At 42.2% G+C, this 24,995-nt stretch carries 20 protein-coding genes; 11 read left to right on the top strand and 9 right to left on the bottom strand.

Features of this window, described 5'->3' with window-relative positions; all coding sequences use genetic code 11:
• Positions 1-29: 29 nt before the first annotated feature.
• The 6 genes from CXF72_RS04735 to CXF72_RS04710 form a co-directional block, all read right to left on the bottom strand.
• The gene (locus CXF72_RS04735) at positions 30-332 is read right to left on the bottom strand and encodes a DUF496 family protein (protein WP_101037227.1); all 303 of its coding nucleotides are present in this window, start codon (positions 330-332) and stop codon (positions 30-32) included.
• A 158-nt stretch (positions 333-490) separates the two neighbouring features.
• Complete coding sequence (locus tag CXF72_RS04730; protein WP_101037224.1) at positions 491-1,150, bottom strand: DsbA family oxidoreductase; 660 nt, start codon at positions 1,148-1,150, stop codon at positions 491-493.
• Between the two features lie 395 nt (positions 1,151-1,545).
• Complete coding sequence (locus tag CXF72_RS04725) at positions 1,546-2,847, bottom strand: anaerobic C4-dicarboxylate transporter (RefSeq protein WP_101037222.1); 1,302 nt, start codon at positions 2,845-2,847, stop codon at positions 1,546-1,548.
• Positions 2,848-2,928: 81 nt separating this feature from the next.
• Positions 2,929-4,371, bottom strand: coding sequence for an aspartate ammonia-lyase (aspA, locus tag CXF72_RS04720; protein WP_101037220.1), 1,443 nt, complete (start codon positions 4,369-4,371; stop codon positions 2,929-2,931).
• Between the two features lie 1,040 nt (positions 4,372-5,411).
• A complete protein-coding gene (locus CXF72_RS04715) occupies positions 5,412-5,936 on the bottom strand; it encodes an RNA methyltransferase (protein ID WP_101037218.1) in 525 nt (174 codons plus the stop codon).
• Between the two features lie 232 nt (positions 5,937-6,168).
• Positions 6,169-6,528 (bottom strand): DUF2750 domain-containing protein, encoded by a 360-nt coding sequence (locus CXF72_RS04710; protein ID WP_101037217.1) that lies wholly within the window; start codon positions 6,526-6,528, stop codon positions 6,169-6,171.
• Between the two features lie 600 nt (positions 6,529-7,128).
• Between CXF72_RS04710 and coxB the strand changes: the two genes are divergently transcribed.
• From coxB to CXF72_RS04645, 11 genes are all read left to right on the top strand, one after another.
• Entirely contained in the window at positions 7,129-8,709 is a 1,581-nt protein-coding gene (gene coxB, locus CXF72_RS04705; RefSeq protein ID WP_101037215.1) for a cytochrome c oxidase subunit II, read from the top strand.
• Positions 8,709-10,313, top strand: coding sequence for a cytochrome c oxidase subunit I (gene ctaD, locus CXF72_RS04700; protein WP_101037213.1), 1,605 nt, complete (start codon positions 8,709-8,711; stop codon positions 10,311-10,313). Before coxB ends, ctaD begins: the two co-directional genes overlap by 1 nt.
• 10 nt (positions 10,314-10,323) lie before the next feature.
• The gene (locus CXF72_RS04695) at positions 10,324-10,842 is read left to right on the top strand and encodes a cytochrome c oxidase assembly protein (protein WP_101037210.1); all 519 of its coding nucleotides are present in this window, start codon (positions 10,324-10,326) and stop codon (positions 10,840-10,842) included.
• Between the two features lie 17 nt (positions 10,843-10,859).
• Positions 10,860-11,747 carry a cytochrome c oxidase subunit 3 gene (locus CXF72_RS04690; protein ID WP_101037208.1) on the top strand — a complete coding sequence of 296 codons (888 nt, stop codon included), beginning with the start codon at positions 10,860-10,862 and terminating at the stop codon, positions 11,745-11,747.
• Positions 11,748-12,518, top strand: a complete 771-nt coding sequence (locus tag CXF72_RS04685; RefSeq protein WP_101037206.1) for an SURF1 family protein — start codon at positions 11,748-11,750, stop codon at positions 12,516-12,518. It begins immediately after the preceding gene.
• On the top strand, positions 12,518-13,018 hold the full coding sequence (locus tag CXF72_RS04680) for a transmembrane cytochrome oxidase associated protein (protein WP_101037204.1): 501 nt from the start codon (positions 12,518-12,520) through the stop codon (positions 13,016-13,018). The genes CXF72_RS04685 and CXF72_RS04680 overlap by 1 nt, the downstream gene beginning before the upstream one ends.
• 726 nt (positions 13,019-13,744) lie before the next feature.
• Positions 13,745-14,884 carry a COX15/CtaA family protein gene (locus CXF72_RS04670; protein WP_442966027.1) on the top strand — a complete coding sequence of 380 codons (1,140 nt, stop codon included), beginning with the start codon at positions 13,745-13,747 and terminating at the stop codon, positions 14,882-14,884.
• Entirely contained in the window at positions 14,884-15,819 is a 936-nt protein-coding gene (gene cyoE, locus CXF72_RS04665) for a heme o synthase (RefSeq protein ID WP_101037201.1), read from the top strand. Before CXF72_RS04670 ends, cyoE begins: the two co-directional genes overlap by 1 nt.
• Before the next feature lie 363 nt (positions 15,820-16,182).
• Entirely contained in the window at positions 16,183-17,559 is a 1,377-nt protein-coding gene (locus CXF72_RS04655; RefSeq protein ID WP_101037199.1) for an MATE family efflux transporter, read from the top strand.
• 1 nt (position 17,560) lies between these two features.
• A complete protein-coding gene (locus CXF72_RS04650) occupies positions 17,561-17,938 on the top strand; it encodes an AAA family ATPase (protein ID WP_101037197.1) in 378 nt (125 codons plus the stop codon).
• 99 nt (positions 17,939-18,037) lie between these two features.
• Complete coding sequence (locus CXF72_RS04645) at positions 18,038-19,276, top strand: metallophosphoesterase (RefSeq protein WP_198552500.1); 1,239 nt, start codon at positions 18,038-18,040, stop codon at positions 19,274-19,276.
• 542 nt (positions 19,277-19,818) lie between these two features.
• Here the strand turns inward: CXF72_RS04645 and CXF72_RS04635 are convergent.
• The 3 genes from CXF72_RS04635 to CXF72_RS04625 form a co-directional block, all read right to left on the bottom strand.
• Positions 19,819-21,342, bottom strand: a complete 1,524-nt coding sequence (locus tag CXF72_RS04635; protein WP_101037192.1) for a SpoVR family protein — start codon at positions 21,340-21,342, stop codon at positions 19,819-19,821.
• Positions 21,339-22,613 carry a YeaH/YhbH family protein gene (locus tag CXF72_RS04630; protein ID WP_101037190.1) on the bottom strand — a complete coding sequence of 425 codons (1,275 nt, stop codon included), beginning with the start codon at positions 22,611-22,613 and terminating at the stop codon, positions 21,339-21,341. Before CXF72_RS04630 ends, CXF72_RS04635 begins: the two co-directional genes overlap by 4 nt.
• Before the next feature lie 90 nt (positions 22,614-22,703).
• Positions 22,704-24,626, bottom strand: coding sequence for a PrkA family serine protein kinase (locus CXF72_RS04625; RefSeq protein WP_101037188.1), 1,923 nt, complete (start codon positions 24,624-24,626; stop codon positions 22,704-22,706).
• Positions 24,627-24,995: the final 369 nt, after the last annotated feature.

Below are 24,995 nucleotides of genomic sequence, written 5' to 3'. Positions count from 1 at the left end.
TCCCTTTCAGATTTATTCAACTCAAATAATTATTTAGTTGTTTCTTTAAGTTTAAATGAATTTATGTTTTGACTGATTTCACGGCGTTCTTTTGAAATCTCCGCACCTTTAATAATGTGGTCATCAACACGATCTTCATAGTCAGACCGCATATTTTCAATAATGATCTTTATATCTTCAGGAGACATGTCTTGCTTGATGTATTCTAATAAATTAGTGAGTAGATCAACACGTTTACGGTTGTCGCGAACTTTTTTCTCATTATCAATAAGTTCACGTTTTAGTTTGTTCTTACGGCGAGTATATCTTACCAATTCAAGCAAATTATCCATTATTTTACCTTTTCTTTAAATATTAAAAAATTGAAATTGTTAAGTCATCTCAGATCATTATACCGATTGTGATGAAAAACGGGATAGTTATTTTTAATAACATGGCGGAATACATTCACAATAGCCATTTTTTTTATATGGATAATAGGCTGGCGTTATTATTGAGTCTGTTCTTTAATAATGGTTTCAATAACATCTTGTAATATTTGTGGTTCTTGCGCGCCGGAAAGTAAATACTGTTTATTAAAAATAAATGCGGGCACTGCTTGCACGTCATTTTCAGCCCAAAAAGACTGATCGTCTCTGACCGCTTTTGCATAATGCTGGGTCTCTAATATCTCTTTAGCTTTGTTACGATCCAAGCCAACTTTTTCTGCAACATCCAGCAGTAACAATAACTCACTGGGATTTTGCTGTTGAGTGAAATAAAGATCGAATAATGCCAGCTTTAAAACAGTCTGTTTATTATAGGATTTAGCCCAATGTAATAATTGATGGGCAAGGAAGGAATTAAAAATGCGTGAATTTTCGTTAAAACGAAATTCAAAGCCTAAGGTTTTGCCTATTTCAATAATCTGCTGGCGGCTTTTAATACTCTGCGCTTTAGTTGAGCCATATTTGTCCCGTAAATGCTCCCCTAAGTGTTCTCCTTCAAAGGGCATGTCGGGGTTTAATTCAAAGGGTTGCCATACTATTTCAAATTCGGCAGTATGCTTCATTTTCAACATGGCATGCTCAAGCTTTTTATAACCGATAATGCACCAGGGGCACATTATGTCCGAGACTATGTCAATGCGAACAGCGGGAAGTTTAGGCATATGAGTCTCTTAGTTAAAATAGGTTGATGGCAGGGATCATGATTACATTCTAGCATCATTTAAGTTATTAGCCGTTACGCTTAATTCAGTCGACCGGCTATTTTAAGCCAGCGATTAGTTCTCTTGTTTAGCCAATACCCTGTGGCAGTTAATGATTTTTTCCTTAAGCTAACGCTATCGGGTTAAGTACTCTTACATAAATTTCTCGGCATTTTTGAGCCGTTTACTCAATAAAGCACCCTTTAACATCAGAGAATTTTCGAGTGAGTACTTAGCTGTATTTTTTTGCGTATGCCAATGGCTTCAATTAAGCTGCTTCAATTTAAAAGAGAGTGACTTTTATTAAATCGACGCATTCATAACAGAAATAGCGCGGCGGCTTCGAGTGGGAACTATTAAATAACCAGCCCTCCAAAGGCAAAACCTAACGCAACGGAGGTTGAAATAGTGACCACACCGGGAATAAGGAAGGGATGATTGAAGACATATTTTCCTATTCGGGTTGACCCTGTGTCATCCATCTCAACGGCAGCTAACAAGGTTGGATAGGTGGGCAGTACAAACAAAGCACTTACTGCGGCAAAAGAAGCCACTGCCGTTAACGGTGCAACACCAATAGCCAGTGCAGCCGGCATCAATGCGGTTGTCGTTGCGCCCTGTGAGTAAAGCAGCATCGAAGCAAAAAAGAGGGTTACTGCCAGCATCCAGGGATACTGCTCCAGAATACCTGCTGAAAGTTCTTTAATTTCATTAATATGGCCGGAAACAAAAGTATCACCTAACCATGCAACACCTAATACACAAACGCAGGCGCTCATACCCGACTTAAAGGTCGGGGCCTCTGAAATTAATGAAGCATCAATTTTGGTCAGTAGTACGATAGCGGCTGCTGCTGAAAGCATGATCGCCATAATCGCCTGATTACGGTCAATCGCGGGGTTTTCAATCAGACCGACGGCATCGCTTATCATCGTTGCATAAGCCACAACAATGAAAAGAGCGCTGAGAAATAGGTACACAGATAATTTAGCGGACGGCAGGATGTTTCGTTTAGTCACACCCTTCATTTTGATCAGCCCTTTGGCAAGCCTATCGATATAAACCGGATCATCTTTTAACTCTCCACCAACAAAATTAGCAACAAATGCGCCCACCATACAGGCGACAAAAGTAGTCGGAATACAGATTAATAACAGACTCAAGTAGCTAACATTGAAGACATCTAAAATACCGGAGAAAAAAACCACCGCAGCAGAAATGGGTGATGCCGTAATCGCAATTTGCGAGGCGACAACCGAAATGGACAGTGGGCGGGAAGGTCTGATCCCCTGCTCTTTTGCAACCTCGGCAATAACAGGTAAGGTAGAAAAAGCGGTGTGACCTGTACCTGCCAATAACGTCATAACATAGGTTACAATAGGCGCATAAAAGGTGATGTGTTTGGGGTTTTTGCGTAAAAATGTTTCCGCTAACTGCACCAGCCAGTCCATCCCTCCTGCAACCTGCATCGCGGCGATCGCGGTGATAACCGACATAATGATTAAGATCACATCCACGGGTATATTACCCGCATCAACCCCCATTACCATGGTCAGTACAATAACACCTGCTCCGCCGGCAAAACCGATCCCTATTCCGCCTATTTTTGCGCCTAAATAAATAAAAAGCAGCACGATAAACAACTCAATAATAATCATCTGTTTTTCCTAAGTGATAGAAATAAAATGTTGAATATCCCCCGCATAGATTGGGGGGATTAATTTGTAGTGATAGTATCTTTATAGGTAACGTATAGAGTTGTCCGCGGGATGGATTAGATTCGCGACAGAAAAAGTGTCATCTATCTGTTTTTCCGTCAGCAGGCCTAATTCTAAAACGACCTCGCGCACACTTTTTCCGGTCTGCGCGCAGATTTTACCCACTTTATCACCCTGATGATGACCAATCAGCGGGTTTAAGTAGGTAACAATACCGATTGAATTTAATACCTGATTCTCGCATACCTCCTTATTAACCGTTATGCCGTCGACGCATTTATCGCGTAAATTAATACAGGCATTATTTAAAATCTCCAGCGATTCAAACATACATTGCGCGATCACAGGTTCCATCACATTAAGTTGCAGTTGCCCGGCCTCTGCGGCGAAAGACAGAGCGGTATCGTTACCTATCACCTTATAACAGACCTGGTTTATCACCTCAGGAATAACCGGATTAACTTTTGCCGGCATAATAGATGAACCGGCCTGCATTTGCGGCAGATTGATTTCATTAAGTCCCGTACGAGGTCCCGAAGATAACAAGCGCAGGTCATTACAGATCTTAGACAGCTTTATCGCGAGTCGTTTTAAGGCACTGTGCACCATCACATAAGCACCGCAATCCGAGGTTGCTTCAATTAAATCTTCCGAAGGCAGGCATTCAAGACCCGTTACCTGAGAAAGATATTTTACGGCTAAATTCTGATAACCAGGAGCAGTATTAAGCCCAGTACCGATAGCGGTTGCACCTAAATTCACTTCAAGCAGCAATTTGGCGGTGTAATTTAAATTACGAATTTCTTCATTAAATGTCACTGACCATCCATGAAACTCCTGCCCGACCGTCATTGGAACCGCATCCTGTAACTGCGTGCGACCCATTTTTAAAATACCGGAAAATTCCCTGCTTTTAAGTTCAAATGCCGCGCTCAGATATTCAACAGAATTGACTAAGGTTGTGATGCTGTTGTACACCGCAATACGGAATCCGGTCGGGTAGGTACAGTTTGTAGACTGGCTTTTATTAACATGGTCATTAGGATCAATAAATTCATATTGTCCTTTTTCTTTTCCCATCAACTCAAGTGCTACATTGGCAATTACTTCATTGCTATTCATATTCACGGATGTTCCCGCGCCGCCTTGAAAGACATCAGACGGAAACTGATCCATACATTTGCCTGTTTGTAATATTAGATCGCATGCTTCAATAATATAACCGGCCACATGACTTGGAATAACACCTAAGTCTTTATTGGCCATGGCAGCTGCTTTTTTAGTCATTACCATGCCGCGAATGAATTCAGGCGTATCGGAAATAGTCATTCTAGAGATATTGAAATTTTCAATTGCACGTAGAGTATGAATGCCATAATAGGCATTGGCAGGAACATAACGCTCCCCGAGAAGGTCTTCTTCAAGACGTGTTTTGGATTGTGCTGATTTGGCAATATTATTCATAATTTAATCCTGGGAATTTATTGTTTTACACAATAAATAGTAATGAACCGATAATTTAAGCAAGGGATATTTATCTATCGATAGGCCTTGACCAGATGTTCATTCTAAACAACCAAAGCATCCAATAATAGTAAATCAAGCACTCTTTTTGATCCTGAATATAAAATATTATTATATAAAATTCAAATGGTTACTGGTTTGTTAATGCAGTTAACAGCTTGTTGTTTAAATGGGTTAAATGATCGATATTATTACCTGTAATCAAACAGTCCTTCATATTGAATATAAAATACAGTTGGGATTTACGGCTTAGTGACGGGGTGTCAGCTGATCCTAAATTGAAGCAAAAACAGGACAGTTATGGAGAGTAAAACGGCGCTTATCTCGGCAGCTTGTCGCAGATGAATTCATAAATATTGCTCAATAAAAATGGCGACTAGTGTCTTCGGACTTAAGTTTGTAACCTAATTTCATCATCCCTTTCAATAGAAAAGGATTGGATAATTAGATTGTGTACGCGGACTTGTATTTACTCTGTGGTCGCTCGTAGGGTGCATTCTATGGACCTTATCGATAACACCATACCAAATGCATTGCTAAAGTAATCAGATTTACTATTCAAAATCATCCCAGCTGCTTGGTGAGCGTAAATTTAATGCATTTGGTATGATACCAAACGCATCAAATAAGTGATCAGCCTTGCTGGTTAAAATTAACCCTATCTGCGTTATAAGCCTTGAAAGGAGAATAACTACTTCCTGCAACTCATGCCTTGCTAGTGTTTATTTTTCCTGCGCAATACAAGATCACATCTTTAATGCATTTGCTATGAGCAGCGGCTAGCTGGCAGGAAAGTGCTTAAAAACAGGCTGTTGTGCCCGAAATGCGCTGCACAGATAGGGTTAGTTTTAAGCAGAAGATATGCTCAATTTATTGGTTTATTTGCGCTGGATTGCAAGCTCAACATCAAGATCTGAATCTGAGCGGCTTGCAGATTTTTGCCGATATAAAAATGGTAGCTAGGGTTTTTATGAAATGGGTTAGGGTTTTACTTTCACTCTATTATTATTGTCTCTGCTTTTTTTAATTAATTCATTATCGGCAATATGTTTTGTCGATTTTGCCAGGCGGTCGTAAAGTACAACATTAACCGTCGCCGCGAGATTCAGACAACCAATAGTCGGGATATAAACAACCGCGTCGGCCTGATTGACGACTGATTGTTTAATGGTGCCGTCTTCAGGACCAAAAATATATAAGGCTTTTTCAGGATGTATAAAATTAGGCAGGGGCGTTGCCCCCTCAATCAGATCAATACAAACCACTTTAATATCATTATCTGAATAATCTGCAGATAAATTATCCAGTAGCTTCGGTTCGCAGCTTAAAGGGATAGTCGCGCTGACATTTTTGGTATCGGTCTGAAGTTTCCTTGCGCGATCATAGCGATTGCCGGTATATAAAACGCCATCAACCGCATAACATCCGGCCGCGCGCATCACAGCCCCCACATTTGTCGGGCTTTTAGGGTTAATTAAAGCAATAAAAACTTGATTTTCTGCCATCTAATTTCTCGTACAAATAATAACCGGCATGCAAAGCATAATCCAATAGCACTTTAAAAAGTGCTTAGCGTAATCAGCAGGACTGTTCTTCATTCATAGTGTGCAGCAGTGTCAGATCGTCCTATTGGCAAGGGACGCAACCTGAACAATGCCGCTTCTTGAGGCGCTTTGAGTATATTATTTGATTTTTATTTTATGAAATGATTGTTGATTCGATATTTTTAACCGGGATTTATAATGCTTCAATCTCGGCTAATGTTTCGGTGAATTCCGATAAATCTGTTTCTAAATCATTGTCTTGGCCAAGCCAGTTAACACCAATCACGACGTTATCTGCAAGCAGATCTTCAACCCAAAACTCCAACCAATCAGCTACTGAAATTGCTGCCGGCACATAATCTTGCCACTCTTCAGTACAATGCGGTAAAGCCAGTTCAGCACTTGACCACAACGGCATAACTTCTGTCTGTTCATAATAAAGAGAGTCAACTACAACCCAATCCTCACTTTCTTTATCCTGCAGTGCCCATAATATTTGAGTTGGTTTAACGTCAGCAATAAATGCCATTAGCGCTTGATTATTGTCAGCCATAGTTTTTCTCATATAAGTTTATTTAAGGGTAACAGTATACTGTTATATCACTGAATTAACAGCATGGGAAAGTGCAAATAATTTTCAATTATTTACGTTTTTGTAAGCTTAATAAAATTTATTCCTGCGGATGTTTAAAATATTCTGATCTTCATTTTCGCAGCGCTTGGTGAAGCTGAAATATCATCTATTAACGTAAAAAAAAGTTGTTAAATAAATGTAAAAACAAAATTGGTTATAACGTTTTTTTAAAACAAAAAAATAAGTTTTGATAAAAAAAAGTACAAGGATCTAAGTCTAAGGATCTTCTTTCGAGCTATGTTAATTAAAGCTTGCACTAATGGTAAATATCGTCTATCTATTGTAAGTCTATTTATAAATTAAAAATTAAAATTAAAAATTAAGAACAATAACTCTAATTATATTAAGCGGTTATTTGAATGTAATAACAGATAAAAGAGGAATGACCGGATCTGATGCCGATTGTTCAGAATATAAAAGCGGCGCAATATTTAGCTGTTTTTATAGCACTCTTTATCTAAACGGGTACCAGATATTACTGTCATTTATCATTACGTTCCGCCTAAAAGGAAATGTTGCATGATTGTTATTCGAGCTGCTTTTTTATCCATTCTGCTTAGTCCTCAATTAAGTTTTGCAAACAGCGCCTTTAATATGAGGGGGGGCGTTACTGATATCAGTGAAGATGTATATCAACTGCATATGACTATTTTTCTTATCTGTTGTGCGATTGCCCTGGTCGTCTTTGGCATTATGTTCTGGTCTATTTTTCATCATCGTAAATCCAAAGGTTTTAAACCCGCCCAATTCCATGAAAGTACTAAAATCGAAGTGTTATGGACAGCCATTCCATTTGTTATTTTAATCGCGATGGCAATCCCAGCCACCAAAACCCTGATTGCGATGGAGGATAACAGTAAAGCGGATATCACCATTAAGGTAACGGGCTCGCAATGGAAGTGGCATTATCAGTACCTTAGTTATAATAATGAAATCCTCGATATAGATTTTTATTCGGTTATTTCTACCCCGCAGGCACAAATAAACAATCAGGCAGAAAAAACACCCACCTATCTCCTTGAAGTTGACAAGCCTTTGGTTGTCCCAATTAATAAAAAAGTACGTTTTGTAATCACCTCCGATGATGTTATTCACTCCTGGTGGGTCCCCGATTTTGCAATAAAACAAGATGCGGTCCCGGGCTTTATTAATGAAGCTTGGGCACGTGTTAATGAGATTGGTATCTATCGTGGTCAATGTGCTGAGTTATGCGGTAAAAATCACGGTTTTATGCCGATCGTGGTTAATGCGATGACCGAAAATGATTTTGATGATTGGTTGGCCCAGGCAAAAATAGCCAAACAAAACGAAGCGCAGGAAGCCCTGGCGTCACAGTCTACCAGCTTCTCTAAAGAGGAACTCATGACCCTGGGTGAACAGGTCTATGTGGGTAATTGTTCTGTTTGCCATCAACCAACGGGGGCTGGATTGCCGGGCGTTTTTCCCGCATTAAAAGGCAGTGCGATAGCAATGGGAGATCTAGATGCGCATCTAGATATTGTCCTAAACGGTAAAGCAGGCACTGCGATGCAGTCCTTTGCAAAGCAGTTATCACTTAAAGAATTAGCCGCTATTATCACCTATGAACGTAATGCATGGGGAAATAATACGGGAGATTTGGTGCAGCCGATTCAAATTAGTGATGCTATGAATCCACAGGAAAGCGATCCAGCGCAGGCAGCAATAAAAACATCACAGGCTGTTGCCGTTGAAGCCGTTGAAGATATTAAGGAAGCGGTCCCGGCGAATAAAACCACGCAGGATTTACCCTTGTCGAAGCTCACCAAAGGGCAGCTTATGACCTCTGGTGAACAGCATTATTTGACTTTCTGTGCGGCTTGTCATCAACCGAATGGTCTGGGTATCCCAAGTGCCTTCCCAGCATTAAAAGACAGTCCAATAGTCAAAGGGGCGGTCTCTGAACACCTAAATATTGTATTAAAAGGTAAAGCTGGAACCGCAATGCAAGCTTTCGCACAGCAACTAAGCGCTGAACAGTTAGCGGCTATTATCACCTATGAGCGTAATGCCTGGGGTAATGAGTCGGGTGACCTGGTGCAACCCAACGATATTGAGCAGGCAATTAAGGGAGAACAGTAATGACAGGTGCAGCCGATAACACTCAAGATTCTTATCCTCAAGCCACCGAGCAACATGAACATCACGCGCCGACAGGGTTTAAACGCTGGTTCTTTAGTACTAACCATAAAGATATCGGCACGCTCTATTTAGGTTTTTCATTACTGATGTTCTTGATTGGCGGTGCCATGGCGATGCTGATTAGGGCGGAATTATTCCAACCCGGTCTGCAGCTTATGGAACCCCATTTTTATAACCAAATGGTCACGGTTCATGGTTTGATTATGGTCTTTGGTGCAGTTATGCCGGCTTTTGTCGGTCTGGCGAATTGGATGATCCCGTTGATGATCGGTGCACCCGATATGGCGTTACCGCGCATGAATAACTGGAGCTTTTGGATTTTGCCCTTTGCTTTTGCCATGTTGTTAGGATCGTTATTTATGGAAGGCGGTGGTCCGGCCTTTGGATGGACTTTTTATGCTCCATTATCAACAACCTATAGTAATGATAATACGGCCATGTTTGTTTTTGCCGTACATATCATGGGGATTAGTTCAATAATGGGAGCGATTAACGTTATTGTCACTATTGTGAATTTGCGCGCCCCCGGTATGACCTGGATGAAGACGCCAATGTTCGTTTGGACATGGCTTATTACTGCTTTTTTATTAATTGCGGTGATGCCCGTATTGGCCGGTGCCGTGACTATGGTGTTAACCGATAAATACTTTGGCACTGACTTCTTTAATGCCGTGGGCGGTGGGGATCCGGTGATGTTCCAGCATATATTCTGGTTCTTTGGTCACCCTGAAGTTTATATTATGATCTTGCCCGCATTCGGTATCATTTCTACCATAGTACCGACCTTCTCCCGTAAAAAACTCTTTGGTTACCATTCGATGGTTTATGCCACCGGTTCAATCGCAATATTATCTTTTGTGGTCTGGATGCATCATATGTTTACTACCGGTATGCCCTTAGCTGCCGAATTGTTTTTTATGTATAGCACTATGCTTATCTCGGTGCCCACCGGGGTGAAAATCTTTAACTGGGTGGCCACTATGTGGCGAGGTGCGATCTCCTTTGAAGTGCCGATGTTATTTGCCATTGCCTTTATTGTTTTGTTTACCATAGGCGGATTTTCCGGCCTGATGTTAGCCATTACTCCGGCTGATTTCCAGTACCATGATACCTACTTTGTAGTGGCACATTTCCATTATGTATTAGTGACCGGTGCCGTATTTTCAATTATGGCCGGCGTTTATTATTGGCTGCCAAAATGGTCCGGTCACATGTTTGATATCAGGCTTGCAAAAACACATTTTTGGTTATCATTAATCAGCGTAAATATCCTTTTTTTCCCGATGCATTTTGTCGGATTAGCGGGCATGCCCCGTCGTATTCCAGATTATGCGCTGCAGTTTGCAGATTTCAACGCCATTATCAGTATCGGTGGTTTTGCCTTTGGTTTATCCCAACTATTATTTGTCTGGGTGGTTTTAAAATGTGTTAGAGGGGGAGAAAAAGTACCGGCAAACGTCTGGCAAGCCGCAGAGGGTTTAGAATGGGATGTGCCTTCTCCTGCGCCGCATCATACCTTTGCTACTCCACCCGTGATTAAATAATGATTAGTCAATGAGTAAAAATACTAAGTTATTTAAAAAATTGGTGATAGCCAGTGTTGCTATGTTCGCTTTTGCCTTTGCCTTAGTCCCGCTATATAACGTTTTTTGTGATATCACCGGTCTTAACGGTAAACCCTCATTAGCGCGGGCAGAAGTAAGCACTGCGGTTGACCTTAACAGGCAAGTAGGCGTCGGTTTTTTAACCCATGTGCAAAATGGGGCTCCCTTTGAAGTGACCGTTGATCAAGCGCGGGTGACCGTTAAACCCGGTGAAATGAATCAAGTCACGTTCAGTGCTCATAACCTCAGTAATGAAAGTCGAACAATGCAGGCTGTGCCGTCGATTAGCCCTGGCCTTGCGGCGCAATACATGCACAAAGTTGAATGTTTTTGTTTTACCCAGCAAATATTACAACCGGGTGAGAAAGTCTCTCTGATCCTGCTGTTTTATATAGATACCGAAATAACACCGAATATAGAAGAGTTAACCTTGTCCTACACTGTGTTTGACATCGTTACGGATAACTGACTTTAAGGGGTTAATAGATGAAATCTGCAGCTGCCACCCGTTATGATAAGTACTATGTACCAACGCAAAGCCACTGGCCAATAGTCGGCGCTGTTGCTCTGTTTTGTATTGCATCGGGGGCCGGTTTAACCGTGATGCAAATCGGTAAACAGGGGACATCGGGATCCTATCTATTGATGACCGGGTTTGCTGTGCTGTTTTTTATGCTGTTTGGTTGGATTAAAAATGTCGTTCATGAATCCATGTCCGGGCTTTATTCGTCGCAGATGGATTTTTCATTTCGCCAGTCGATGTGGTGGTTTATTTTTTCTGAAGTGATGTTTTTTCTGGTCTTTTTCGGGGTGTTATTTTATGCGCGTATGTTTTCTGTTCCCTGGTTAGGGGGGGAGGGTAATAATGCGATGACCAATGAGTTGTTATGGCCGGAATTTCAATCTGTCTGGCCATTAACAACAACCCCCTCGGGCGAGACGACTCAGGCAATGGGCTGGTTTGGCCTGCCCTTGTTAAATACTTTTATCCTTCTAACCTCTTCCGTCACCGTGCATTTTGCGCATCACGCTTTACTTGCAGGAAAACGTACGCAATTAAAAGCTTTTATGATAATCAGTGTATTACTGGGATTCGCTTTTTTATACTTTCAAGTGACAGAATATATCCATGCATACCATGAATTAGGGTTAACCCTTGCATCGGGTATTTACGGTAATGTCTTTTATCTGTTAACCGGTTTTCATGGCATGCACGTGACCTTAGGGGCGATATTATTGTTGATTGTTACGCTGCGAATCTTTAAAGGACATTTTAATAAAGATAACCATTTTGCTTTTGAGGCCGCTACTTGGTATTGGCATTTTGTCGATATTGTGTGGCTGTGTTTATTCTTTTTTGTTTATGTGCTTTAAATGTTGAAACTGCCGGTTATTTCATCTTCATTAGTGGTGGTTGTGGTGGTGGTCTGTATCGGACTGGCCAATTGGCAATGGCAGAGAGCAGATCAGAAACAACGTAGGTTGAATAATATTGAGAGGATGCAGCAAAAAGGGGTATTGAGTTGGTCCGGTTTAACCCTGTTGCCTGAAACACTGGATAAAACCGGATTACGCCTGCAATTGCAGGGCAAAGTACAAAGTGAAAAATACTGGTTGTTGGATAATCGCACCCTAAACGGGCGGCCGGGATACGATGTTCTTGCCCTCTTTTATCCAACGGGCAGTACGCTCGGTTTATTAGTTAATTTTGGCTGGGTAGCGCAAGAGCTGAGTCGTAGCAAACTACCGCAAGTCCAGTTGCCCGAGCAACCATTAAGTATCACCGTGCAGTTAAAACAGGGGGATTTAGCCGGTTTTTATTTGCCCGGGGCAGAGATTGCCGGCAGAGGATGGCCGAAGCGAATTCAATTTATTGATATCCCCCAGCAAGCGCAGCAAAGTCAGGCACAAATTGTTGATTTTATGGCTTATGCAGTTGATAAGGACAGTTTTGCACAACCTCACTATCAGCCCGTTATTATGCCGCCCGAAAAACATTTGGCTTATGCTTTGCAATGGTTACTGATCGCTTTATCGGCTGTGCTGGTATTTGTTTTTGCAATGCGTCATCAGTATCAGCAAGACAATGGTCGGGTGATGAAAAAAAAGAGACCAGCCATTAATTCTAATATTTGGAAAAAGTAATGAATAATAAAAAATTAATCTCCTTATTTGTGATCAGTTTTATTTTGCCCTTAGCGTTGGCGATGCTGGTCTTAAAATTGGACTGGTTACCGGGTAACACAGTTAATAATGGAAAATTTTTAACCCCTGAAGTTAAATTAAGCGAGTGGGCTGATATTGATCCTAAACCCTGGTCCATTGGTTTAGTTGCCGATGAAAGCTGTACTGAGATCTGCTCCGCGTACCGGGATCAAGTGAAAAAGTTATATATCGCATTAGGAAAAAATCAAAGCAAAGTCGAACTGGTGTTATTAGGAGAAAAAGGTCCGGCTGTTGAGGGTTTTAAAAATTACGCGCTAGCCAATGATAATCTTAAACCCGAGGTTTTATATTTAATCGATCATATGGGGCTTATTGTATTTTATTATCCTCTTGTCTCGGATCTGCACCGTAATCAATTAACCGCCAAAGGGTTAATCAAAGATCTTAAAAAATTACTAAATTACGCGCGCAGCGCCTAACTCGAAGCTCAAAGGTTCAAAGGCATGAAGGCATGAAGGCTCAAAGGCATGAAGGCATAAAGGCATGAAGGCATGAAGGCTCAAAGGCATGAAGGCATGAAGGCTCAAAGGCTCAAAGGCTCGAAGGCTCGAAGGCTCGCAGCTCGAAGGCTCGCAGCTCGCAGCTCGAAGGCTCGCAGCTCGAAGGCTCGCAACTCGTAGCTCGAAGGCTCGCAGCTCGAAGGCTCGCAGCTCGAAGGCTCGAAGGCTCGAAGGCTCGCAGCTCGCAGCTCGAAGGCTTGAAGGCTCAAAGGCTCGAAGGCTCGAAGGCTCAAAGGCTCGCAGCTCGAAGGCTCGCAGCTCGAAGGCTCGCAGCTCGCAGCTCGAAGGCTCAAAGGCTCGCAGCTCGAAGGCTCGAAGGCTCGCAGCTCGAAGGCTCGCAGCTCGAAGGCTCGCAACTCGAAGCTCGCAACTCGAAGCTCGCAACTCGAAGCTCGCAGCTCGCAGCTCGCAGCTCGCAGCTCGCAACTCGAAGCTCGCAACTCGTAGCTCGAAGGCTCGAAGGCTCGCAGCTCGAAGGCTCGCAGCTCGAAGGCTCGCAGCTCGCAGCTCGAAGCTCGCAACTCGCAGCTCGCAGCTCGCAACTCGAAGCTCGCAACTCGAAGCTCGCAACTCGCAGCTCGCAGCTCGTAGCTCGAAGGCTCGCAACTCGTAGCTCTTTTTAAACATCGGGAAGGTTAGATGAAAATGCAAAAAGCAGGCGTAAATATCATCAATAATCGCTATAAAAAATTAGTCCTATTGAGTTGTCTATTATCTGTTTTAGTGGTCGGTTTAGGCGCCTATACCCGCTTAAGCGATGCCGGTTTAGGTTGCCCGGATTGGCCCGGGTGTTATGGTTCTTTAACGGTGCCGGCCGTCTTAGATGCAAGCCTTACAGCAAAACACAGTCAACCGGGTACGATGGATTTAGTCTTTGAATCCGCAAAAGCCTGGAAAGAGATGATCCACCGATACTTTGCCGGAACGCTCGGTTTAATGCTTCTGGCTATTTTATTATGGTCTGTGTTTAACAATCGAAAAGTCTTAGGCCTTCAATCATCAAGCAATAAAGAAAAGTGCTCCGTGAATGCTTTAATGCCGCTGAAATTACCCGCACTGCTGGTTGTGCTGGTGCTGTTTCAGGCATTCCTTGGCATGTTAACCGTGACTATGCAGCTCCAGCCTCTGATTGTAATGGGGCATCTGCTCGGCGGTTTTGCCATATTGAGTTTATCAACTCTGCTCTATCTGCGTCTTATCAGTAAACCGTCAGTCAGCGGTGATTCTGGCAGTCAAAACTATTTATTATGGTGTCTAAGCGCCTTGTTTGTCTTGCTGATACAAATCGCTTTGGGAGGGTGGTTGGCAGCTAATTATGCTGCGCCCTATTGCAGCGGTTTACCATTATGCAGCGGCGGATGGAACGCAGGCACCTGGCAGCAAAATTTTTCAATTTTAGACGTTTTTCAGTTACCAGCGACATCCGGTCATTATGAATATGGAGTGTTATCGCCGCAGGCGCGCATGTCTATCCATGTGGCACACCGATTCTGGGCCGTCATCACCGCCATTACTCTTTTAGTAGTGGCAATAAAAATTTATTGGTCAAGCCAATCGAATAAAGTGAAAAACAGTGCTTTGCTGGTGATCTTGCTGGTTATCTGCCAGGTTTCATTGGGCGTTTTTTTAGTTTATTGGACTTTTCCGATAAGCATCGCATTGGCACATAATTTAATGGCGGCAATGTTACTGCTGAGTTTAATTAGATTAACCTATTACGTGAAATTATTAGCATTGCCAAATAAGTCGGCTGCCGGTTTTAATACTTTTTCAGGAGAGAAATAATGGCGAATAGTCTCAGTCACAATACAGCAACAGTCAGCACTTCATTAAATAAGCCTCCTTTAGTTGAGCGTCACGCGCCTAACATAAGTGACTATTTAGAGCTGTGCAAAATCAAGGTGGTGGCGTTACTGGTATTAACCGCATTGGTCGGACTCGCTCTGGCGCCTGACATGGGACGCGGTTATTTCGTGCAGCTGTTAAGTTTACTCGGAATAGGTTTATTATCGAGTAGTGCTGCGGTGATTAATCATATCGTAGACAGTAAAATTGACGCAAAAATGACGCGCACAAAAAACCGCCCGTTAGTGAGAAAGGCCGTGTCTCGCCGGCAAGCCTTGATTTTTTCCGCTGGCATCGGAGCCTTAGGTTTTTGTTTGCTGGTCTTTGCCGCAAATTGGTTAACGGCACAAATGACGCTGTTTGCGCTGGTGGGTTATGCCTTTGTATACACTATGTTTTTAAAGCGTGCCACACCGCAAAATATTGTGATCGGTGGATTAGCGGGCGCCATGCCGCCTCTTCTGGGGTGGATTTCTGAAACCGGAGAATTAGCCGCACAACCGTGGATCTTAGTGATGATCATCTTCACCTGGACTCCTCCCCATTTTTGGGCGCTGGCGATTCACCGTAAGGCCGATTATGCAAAAGCTAAAATACCCATGTTGCCGGTCACCCACGGCATTGATTTCACCAAAACCTGCATTCTGTTATACAGCTTATTATTGACAGTCGTGTGTTTTTTACCTTTTTTAATCCATATGTCGGGTTACCTGTATTTATTCGTCGCTACGCTGATCAATGTTATTTTTATCTATAAGGCTGCGGCATTAAAATTATCGGAAACATCCTATGCTGCGTTGGATCTTTTTAAATATTCGATTCTCCATTTAACCCTGTTATTTATAGCCCTGTTTGCAGATAAATTTCTGATGTAATACGAGGATCTTTTGACCTTTCGTGTGCATTTTTGCAGCAATTTGTGGGTGCTTTATACAAGGCAGAGCCTGCACCGTGTAGTTATTCTACATAAGCAAGCGATAACCTATACGAACGTATCCACAAATGCTGCCCTTCGGGTTCATCTAAAAGTCTCCTGCGCTGCGTTATGCGTCGTTTACATAGAATAACTATGTGAACGAGGCATGCCTTGCTCAGAACACTTTTAGATTGAACGAAATTTGTACTCTAAAGGCCAACAGACCCTAATACCAACTCCGTATGTTTTTCCCCCAATCCCTGCTTGATAATGTTATTATCTTCGGCTTGTCATTATTATTTTAAGCAGCTTGAAGGTCAACATGAACAGAACAGAAATAATCGCCCTCGCCAGAGATATTTTTAAGCAAACCTGGCCAATGGTCTTTGGCATTTTGTCTTTAATGAGCTTTCAACTGGCAGACAGTGCTTTTATAAGTCAACTAGGCGTTTTGCCATTAGCAGCACAGGGTTTTACTATGCCATTACAGATGCTGGTTATTGGTCTGCAGGTGGGATTAGGTATTGCTACAACGGCGGTTATTTCAAGAATGTTAGGCCAAAAAAAGGACAATAGAGCCAGACAGATTGGCGGGTTAGTCATTATAATGGGCGCCGTTGGCGTCTTTGTCATCGCACTTATTATGTGGTTTATGCGCCAGCAAATATTAACCCTGTTAGGCGCATCAGCTGATGTGAATCCCTATATAAATCAATACTGGCCTACGTGGTTATGCAGTGCATGGTTAGGTGCAATGCTGTATTTTACTTATAGTATTTGCCGCTCTCATGGTAACAATTTTCTACCGGGTATCTTAATGATGGCAACCAGCATTATTAATATCGCCCTGGACCCGATTTTTATCTTTTATTTCGATTTAGGTTTGCAGGGGGCGGCGATCGCAACCATCTGCTCATTCAGCATTGGCATGTTCATTATTCTCCCTAAATTAGTGAACAAAAACTGGATCTCCTTTGATTGGGCTTCTTTGCCCGTATGGAAGTCAATCAAAGAGGTTAACGCAATAATGACGCCCGCTATGATGGGGCAATTATTACCCCCGCTGGCATCTGTTTTTGTGACTAAAATTGTGGCCGTTTTCGGGGCTGCTGCGGTAGCCGGATGGGCAATGGCATCGCGCATTGAGTTTTTTACTTTAGTTGTTGTGCTGGCCTTGACCATGTCACTGCCGCCTATGGTTGGGCGATTATATGGCGCCAAAGATTGTACGAAAATTATTAGTTTAGTTAAAATAGTGGTTATCTTTAGTCTTCTTTTACAGGCGATATTAGCCGCTCTTTTATTTGTTTTTGCCGCGCCCTTAGCATCATTTTTCAGTGCAGACAGTCAAGTTCAAAGCGTTATTTATCAGTATTTACTGCTGGTACCCATTAGTTTAGGTTCATTGGGTGTCTGCATGTTAATGGTTTCGGTCTGTAATTCACTGGAAATGCCGATGCGCGCATTGCTTATTTCAACCTTACGTCTGTTCCTCTGTTACCTGCCTGTCGTCTGGATAGCAAGCCAGTTGTGGCTGTTAGAGGGGGTTATTATTGGTGCCATGCTTGGTAATGCTCTGGCGGGTTTAATGGCTTGGAGTCTTTATTATCATGCCATTAAAAAAATGAAACCCGCCGTTCCGGAAATAGAGCCTGTTTTGAAGCCTAATCTTGACTTGAAAACCAGCAGGGGAAAATAATTTGAACAGACCTAAGCTCACCTTAATTCGCGGATTACCGGGCAGTGGTAAGTCGACCTTAGCAAAAACATTAAATGCAGTGCATTTAGAAGCGGATATGTATTTTGTAAACAAACAGGGTGAATACCAGTTTGATGCTCGGCGATTAAAAGAAGCACATTTATGGTGTCAAAACCAATGCAAATATTATTTAAGTCGAGGTGAAGATGTGGTCATCGCGAACACTTTTGTGCGGCATTGGGAAATAGCACCTTACCGTAAGCAGGCTAAATTATTTAATGCCATATTAAGCATTAAAATCTGTACCGGTAACTATGCGAACAGCCATGATGTTGACCTGTTATCCATCAATAAAATGAAGAAAAACTGGCAGCCCTAATCAATTGCCATTATTATCGTCAAAATCAGCCACTCAATTGACACATTTAAACTAAACTTTTAATCACACACTATCAACATAGCGTTATTGGATTCTAATATGTTAAATGATGTTCATATAAAGCGGCTGTATTTCATCGGTGATATTCACGGCCAATATAAAAAACTGCTTAGGCTGCTTGATCTTCTGTCTGTTGATCTTGATAATCTTGAATCGAATGTTGGTCACACCCAACTGGTATTCATGGGTAATCTTATTGATAGCACCCCCGGTGTTGAGGCGGATCAGTTAAGTTTACTGCAGTTGGTAGAGTCTCTTGTTGCTCAAAATCATGCCTGTTGTTTACTGGGTGAAGACGAGTTTAATGCAATAGGTTGGGCCACGGAATTGAGGCCGGGAGAGTGGGCAAGGGCACACTCTGCTCACAATTTTATGCAGCATCAACGCTTTTTAGAGATCTTAGGTGAAGGTTCGGATCAACATCTCTATTGGATAAATTGGTTTAAAAAACTGCCATTATTTATCGATTTTGAATCTGTGTCTGCGATCCATGCCTGTTGGGATGAGCCTGCCCTTAACGCCATTGAACCCTACCTGAATAATGATAATAGTTTAAAAGAGGCGTATTGGGGAAATGCATTTGATTCAAACCATGCGTTATTTGCATTATTTGAAACCTTATTAAAGGGCGCTGAATACCCTCCGAAGGATGAATCCCTTTTTGATATTACGGGCATTATTCCTGGGTGGTGGCGGGCTTATGAGCAGCAGGGGCATGTTAAACCCGTTGTCATCGGACATTACAGCTTAACAGGACTGCCTGAAGCGCAATCAAAAAATGTTATATGCGTAGATTATAACGCAGCAGAAGCCGATAACCCTTTAGTTTCTTTTGAAGTATCCCTGTCAGCAAGCGAACCGCCATACGAATTTACCAATGAAAACAATTTTAAATATGTTGGACAGCCTGACTTGGAGGACGTAACTAATCAGGGATTAATGTCTCTGTTAGACCGGCAGAAAAAGAAATTTGAAACTTTGCAGGATGAAAATTACAGTGAAGAAGAAGGCTTTTTTATCGCGCTGTTAAGTCAAATTTTATGCAAAGATTGGAACCCGCTTGCTCTGACTGATTTAAATACGTGTCGCGAAGCCTATTCTGATTACCAACAAGGTGCTTTCCTTTTTGCAAAATACGCTGACGTGGGGCTATTAGGTGCATACTTGTACTTATGCCAAAGTATCGGGATCGGATTAGAGATAAACAATGGCAAACAAAAATGTGCCCGTGTTGCCTGGAAATTGATCAAGCAAGCAAAAGAGTCTGGTATCAAATAAAATGCTTATAACTAACCTGAGTTCGGCTTAAAGCTAGGCTTGAAGGCTAGAAAGCCCGAAGGCGCAAAGCTCGAAGCTCAAAGTAGGGTGCGCTCCGCGCACCGATTGCGGTGCATGGAATGCACCCTACGGATAACTATTGAGCTTGCAGCTTGCAGCTTGCAGCTCGAAAGCTCGAAGCTCGCAGCTCGAAGGCTCGAAGCTCGAAGCTCGAAGCTCGAAGCTCGAAGCTCGAAGCTCGAAGGCTCGAAGCTCGAAGCTCGAAGGCTCGAAGCTCGAAGCTCGAAGGCTCGAAGCTCGAAGCTCGAAAGCTCGAAAGCTCGAAAGCTGGAAGCTGGAAGTAGGGTGCGCTCCGCGCACCGATTTCTGCTGCTTGCGGTGCATGGAATGCACCCTACCGATAACTATTGAGCTCGCCGCTCAAGGCTCGAAGCTGGAAAGCGCGAAGGCTCGAAGGCTCGAAGGCTCGAAGGCTCGAAGCTCGAAGCTCGAAGCTCGAAGGCTCGAAGGCTCGAAAGCTCGCAGATCGAAGGCTCGCAGCATCACCTTGCTTTAGCGGGGTGAGCTTCAGCAACACCGACAGGTGGACAGTGATAGCTTTTAGTTACCTCTTTTTTTTCTATGGAATGTAAATGGATATCAAATCCCCATAAACGATGAATATGCTTTAAAACCTCGGTCGTTGAATCCCCCAATGGTTTACGGTCATACTGCTTGTGGTTAAGGGTTAGTGAGCGGTCACCTTCAAGATCAACACTGTAAACTTGTATATCAGGTTCCTGATCACCTAAATTATAGAGACCCGCAAGTGATTCCCGAATACGCTGGTAGCCATCATTATCATGAATTGCGCTGACTTCAATGTAGGGGTTTTTGTCATCATCAACAATACAAAACAGCTTTAAATCACGTATTACTTTGGGTGATAAATACTGCAGAATAAAACTTTCATCCTTAAAATTACGCATTGCCTGATCCAAACTTGTTTTCCAATCACTGCCGGCAAGTTCGGGAAACCATTGTTTATCTTCATCGCTGGGATATTCGCAGATACGGCGGATGTCGGTCATCATACTAAAGCCGAGGGAATAAGGATTAATCCCGCTAAAATATTCACTGTCAAAAGGAGGCTGATAAATGACGCTGGTATGTGATTGTAAAAATTCCAATATAAAACCTTCAGTGACCAATCCCCGATTGTACATTTCATTGACCAGGGTGTAGTGCCAAAAACACGCCCAACCTTCATTCATTACTTGAGTTTGACGTTGCGGGTAAAAATATTGAGATATTTTACGCACTATACGTACCACTTCTCTCTGCCATGATTGTAACAAGGGCGCATTTTTTTCGATAAAATAAAGTATATTTTCCTCGGGCTCTTCGGGAAAGTGCTTGCTGTTGTTGATATTTTCTGTTTTTCCCTGGGGTATTGTGCGCCATAAATCATTGACCATCTTTTGCCGACTCTCTTCGCGTTTTTGCTGACGATTATGCTCCTTTTCAGCCGATATCGGGTGAGGGCGTTTATAACGATCTACGCCATAATTCATAATCGCGTGGCAAGAATCAATAATACTTTCCACTGCACTAATACCGTGCTTTTCTTCACATTCAGCAATGTATTTTTTAGCAAAAAGAAGATAGTCGATAATAGCGTCTGCATCTGTCCAGGTTTTAAATAAATAGTTACCTTTGAAAAAAGAGTTGTGTCCGTAACAGGCATGGGCGATCACCAATGCCTGCATGGTCATCGTATTTTCTTCCATCAGGTAGGCAATACAAGGATTTGAATTAATGACTATTTCATAAGCCAGACCCATATGCCCGCGTTGGTAGGAACGTTCGGTACTGATGAACTGCTTGCCGTAGGACCAATGGTGGTAACCCAAGGGCATTCCCGTTGAGGCGTAAGCATCCATCATCTGCTCAGAGCTGATAACCTCAATTTGATTCGGATAAGTATCCAGACCAAACTCAGCTGCTATTTTACCTATTTCACTGTCATAGGCTTCAATCAGTTCGAAGGTCCATTCGGATGTGGTAGAAATCGGTTTCTGTTTCATATTACCTGCTTGTGAAATATTTCGCGAAATACAGTATAGATCTCAGCCGCATCAACCACCTGTTCCATGGCAAAAGTCTCAGGAAAATTTTCCTTTACCTGCTGATAAGCATGCCAGAGTAATTGGTGAGCATTAGGGGTGATCTCAATATAGGAAAAATATTGTAATTTAGGTAGCAGTCCCTTGCACAAAACCTCTGTACAAACGGCTGAGTCATTATTCCAATTATCGCCATCGGATGCTTGTGCCGCATAGATATTCCAGTCGCCAAGCGGATAGCGCTGTTCAATAATCTGCTCCATCAATTTTAATGCGCTGGATACAATCGTGCCGCCGGTTTCTCGTGAATAAAAAAATTCCTGCTCATCAACCTCCATGGCGACGGTATGGTGACGTATAAAAACAATCTCCGTACGCTGATAATTTCGCTGTATAAACAGATACAGTAAAATAAAAAATCGTTTCGCAATTTCTTTGGTGGCCTGATTCATTGAGCCCGAAACGTCCATAATACAAAACATCACCGCTTTAGCTTGCGGAGCCGGTTCCTTAGCACGCAGATGATATTTTAAATCAAAATCATCCAACCAGGGAACGCGCTTAAGGCGTGATTTTAGCGCTGATATTTTTTCACGTAATTGTTTAATCTCCAGCTGATTTTGTAAAATGGGCTGTTGTGCCGTTAATAAATGCAGCTGTTGTTCCAGTTCTTTTAATTTTTTACGCTTACCGGAGGTCAGTGCAATGCGCCGTGCATGTGCTGATCTTAATGATCGAACAACATCAACTTGACCGGGTGAGCCCTGATTACTAAAACCTGCCTGACGAAGTTTAAATTCATCGCTACCGACCAATTGGCGCTTAATCATATTAGGCAGGGCGAGTTCATCAAACATAAAATCAAGAAACTCTGCCTGGGTTATTTGAAAAACAAATTCATCTTCACCTTGCCCGCTATCACTTGCACCCGGTCCACTGCCCGAGCCACCGCCGGAAGGGGGGCGTTCAATGCGGTCACCACCAATAAAATCTTGATTGCCGGGTAATATGCGTTCGGCATGTCCCCCTTGACCATGGTGGAAAAAAGACTCTTTCATATCGTCTGCGGGAATATGTATCTCCTCGCCATGTTCGATATCGGTTATTGAGCGGCGGCTTATTGCATCCGTCACCGCTTTTTTGATATGTTTACGATAACGTTTCAAAAAGCGCTGTCTATTAACCGTGCTCTTTTTTTTGGCATTTAGCCTGCGATCAACAATATAACTCATAAGCAATCACCATTGGTAAAGTTGATAGCAGGGAATGAACTTTTATCAATATAAAAAAACATTACATTCCCCTAAGTTAACCCAGATAAATCATTGTGATTTTCTAACCCGTAAATACCATTCGGAAAGTAAGCGCACCTGTTTTTCGGTATACCCCCGGTCCTGCATACGATCGACAAATTCTTTGTGTTTATGCTGGTCATCTGCTGACGCTTTGGCATTAAATGAAATAACCGGCAATAAATCTTCTGTATTGGAGAACATTTTTTTCTCTATAACGGTACGTAGTTTCTGGTAACCGTTCCAATTTGGATTTTTACCTTCGTTATTTGCGCGTGCGCGCAGCACAAAATTCACCACTTCATTACGGAAATCTTTTGGATTACTTATCCCCGCCGGTTTTTCTATTTTTTCGAGCTCTTCATTAAGGGAATTTCGATCTAACATTTCCCCGGTTTCCGGTGCTCTGAAGTCTTGATCTTGAATCCAAAAATCAGCATAGGTGACATAACGGTCAAAGATATTTTGACCGTATTCAGCATAGGATTCTAAATAGGCGGTTTGAATTTCTTTGCCGATAAAGTCTATATAGCGCGGGGCAATAAATTCTTTTATAAAAGCTAAATATTTTTCCTGTAACTCTTTTTTAAACTGTTGCTGTTCAATCTGCTGTTCTAATACATACAATAAATGTACCGGATTGGCAGCAATTTCAGTGGGATCAAAATTAAATACTTTAGAGAGTATTTTAAAAGCAAAGCGGGTTGATAAACCATCCATCGCTTCATCAACACCCGCTGTATCTTTGTATTCCTGCATCGATTTAGCTTTCGGATCCCTGTCTTTTAAGTTCTCACCGTCATAGACCTTCATTTTTGAATAGGTATTGGAATTTTCAGGCTCTTTCAAGCGCGACAAAATAACAAACTTGGCGAGCATACTGAGCGTATCCGGGGCGCAATGCGCAGCATACAACGAACTGTTTTCTAATAATTTTTCATAAATTTTAATTTCTTCAGATACCCGCAGGCAGTAGGGAATTTTTACAATGTAGACACGATCAATAAACGCTTCATTATTTTTATTGTTTTTGAAGGTTTGCCATTCTGATTCGTTGGAATGAGCAAGAATAATACCGTCAAAGGGAATGGCACTTAAGCCCTCAGTACTGTTGTAATTACTCTCCTGGGTGGCGGTTAATAACGGGTGAAGTACCTTGATCGGCGCTTTAAACATCTCCACAAATTCCATCAAACCTTGGTTTGAGCGGCATAAAGCGCCCGAGAAACTGTAAGCATCGGCGTCATTTTGCGAAAAATCTTCAAGTTGGCGAATATCAACCTTACCTACCAGAGATGAAATATCCTGATTATTTTCATCACCCGGCTCGGTTTTTGAAATCGCTATTTGATTAAGAATAGAAGGGTAGACTTTAACCACTCGAAATTGACTGATATCACCATTATATTCCTGTAAGCGTTTGCCTGCCCAGGGCGACATTATAGTGCTGATATAACGTTTCGCGATGCCATAATCTTCGCTGAGTATTTGTCCATCTTCTTCCGGATCAAACAAACCCAGTGGTGATTCAAACACCGGGGAGCCTTTAATGCAGTAGATAGGCTGTTTTTCCATCAGTGATTTTAGCTTTTCTGCTAATGATGATTTACCACCACCAACGGGGCCCAGCAAATAAATGATTTGTTTCCTTTCTTCCAGGCCTTGTGCTGCATGTTTAAAATAGGAAACGATATTTTCAATGCACTCTTCCATACCGTAGAAGTCATCAAACGTGGCATAGCGTTTGATGACTTTATTGGAAAAAATGCGGCTTAAACGAGGATCGTGGGAAGTATCGATCAGTTCAGGTTCACCAATAGCCATTAGCATTCTTTCTGCCGCAGAAGCATAGGTACCAGGATCCTTCTTACATAGTGCCAGATATTCCTGAATGGACATCTCTTCTTCTTTGACATTGTCGTAACGCTGACGATAGTGCTCTAAAAGACTCATAATTCCCCCTGATCATAGGCAAAAGTGCAAACAACCAAGACGCAGTTGTTCATCCTTGATATTTGTCAAAACTCATTAGCCGATAACTAATGAAAATAAGTAATTTAATCTCATTACCTTTGTTTAAGGGTAGTCAAAAATATAAACTTGTTACCTTTGTTTTCAAAAAAACATGGAAAATAGAGTGCGTCAGTTCACTGTTTTATCAACGGGAAAAATAATTTTATACTTTTATATTTAGTCACTTACGCAGTTGACCTGCTGAGTAACCGACTAATTGAGTCTATCCATGGCGGCTTTAATGGGCGGGAAGGGAGCTGTACTTAAGGCTCCCTTTTTCTTAAATGATAAACGCGTACACTTTCGATT

The organism is Psychromonas sp. MB-3u-54, from assembly GCF_002836415.1.
In the GTDB taxonomy this organism is placed as follows: domain Bacteria; phylum Pseudomonadota; class Gammaproteobacteria; order Enterobacterales; family Psychromonadaceae; genus Psychromonas.
Note: the sequence above shows the minus strand (reverse complement) of the source record. Positions and strands in the feature narration are given on the sequence as shown.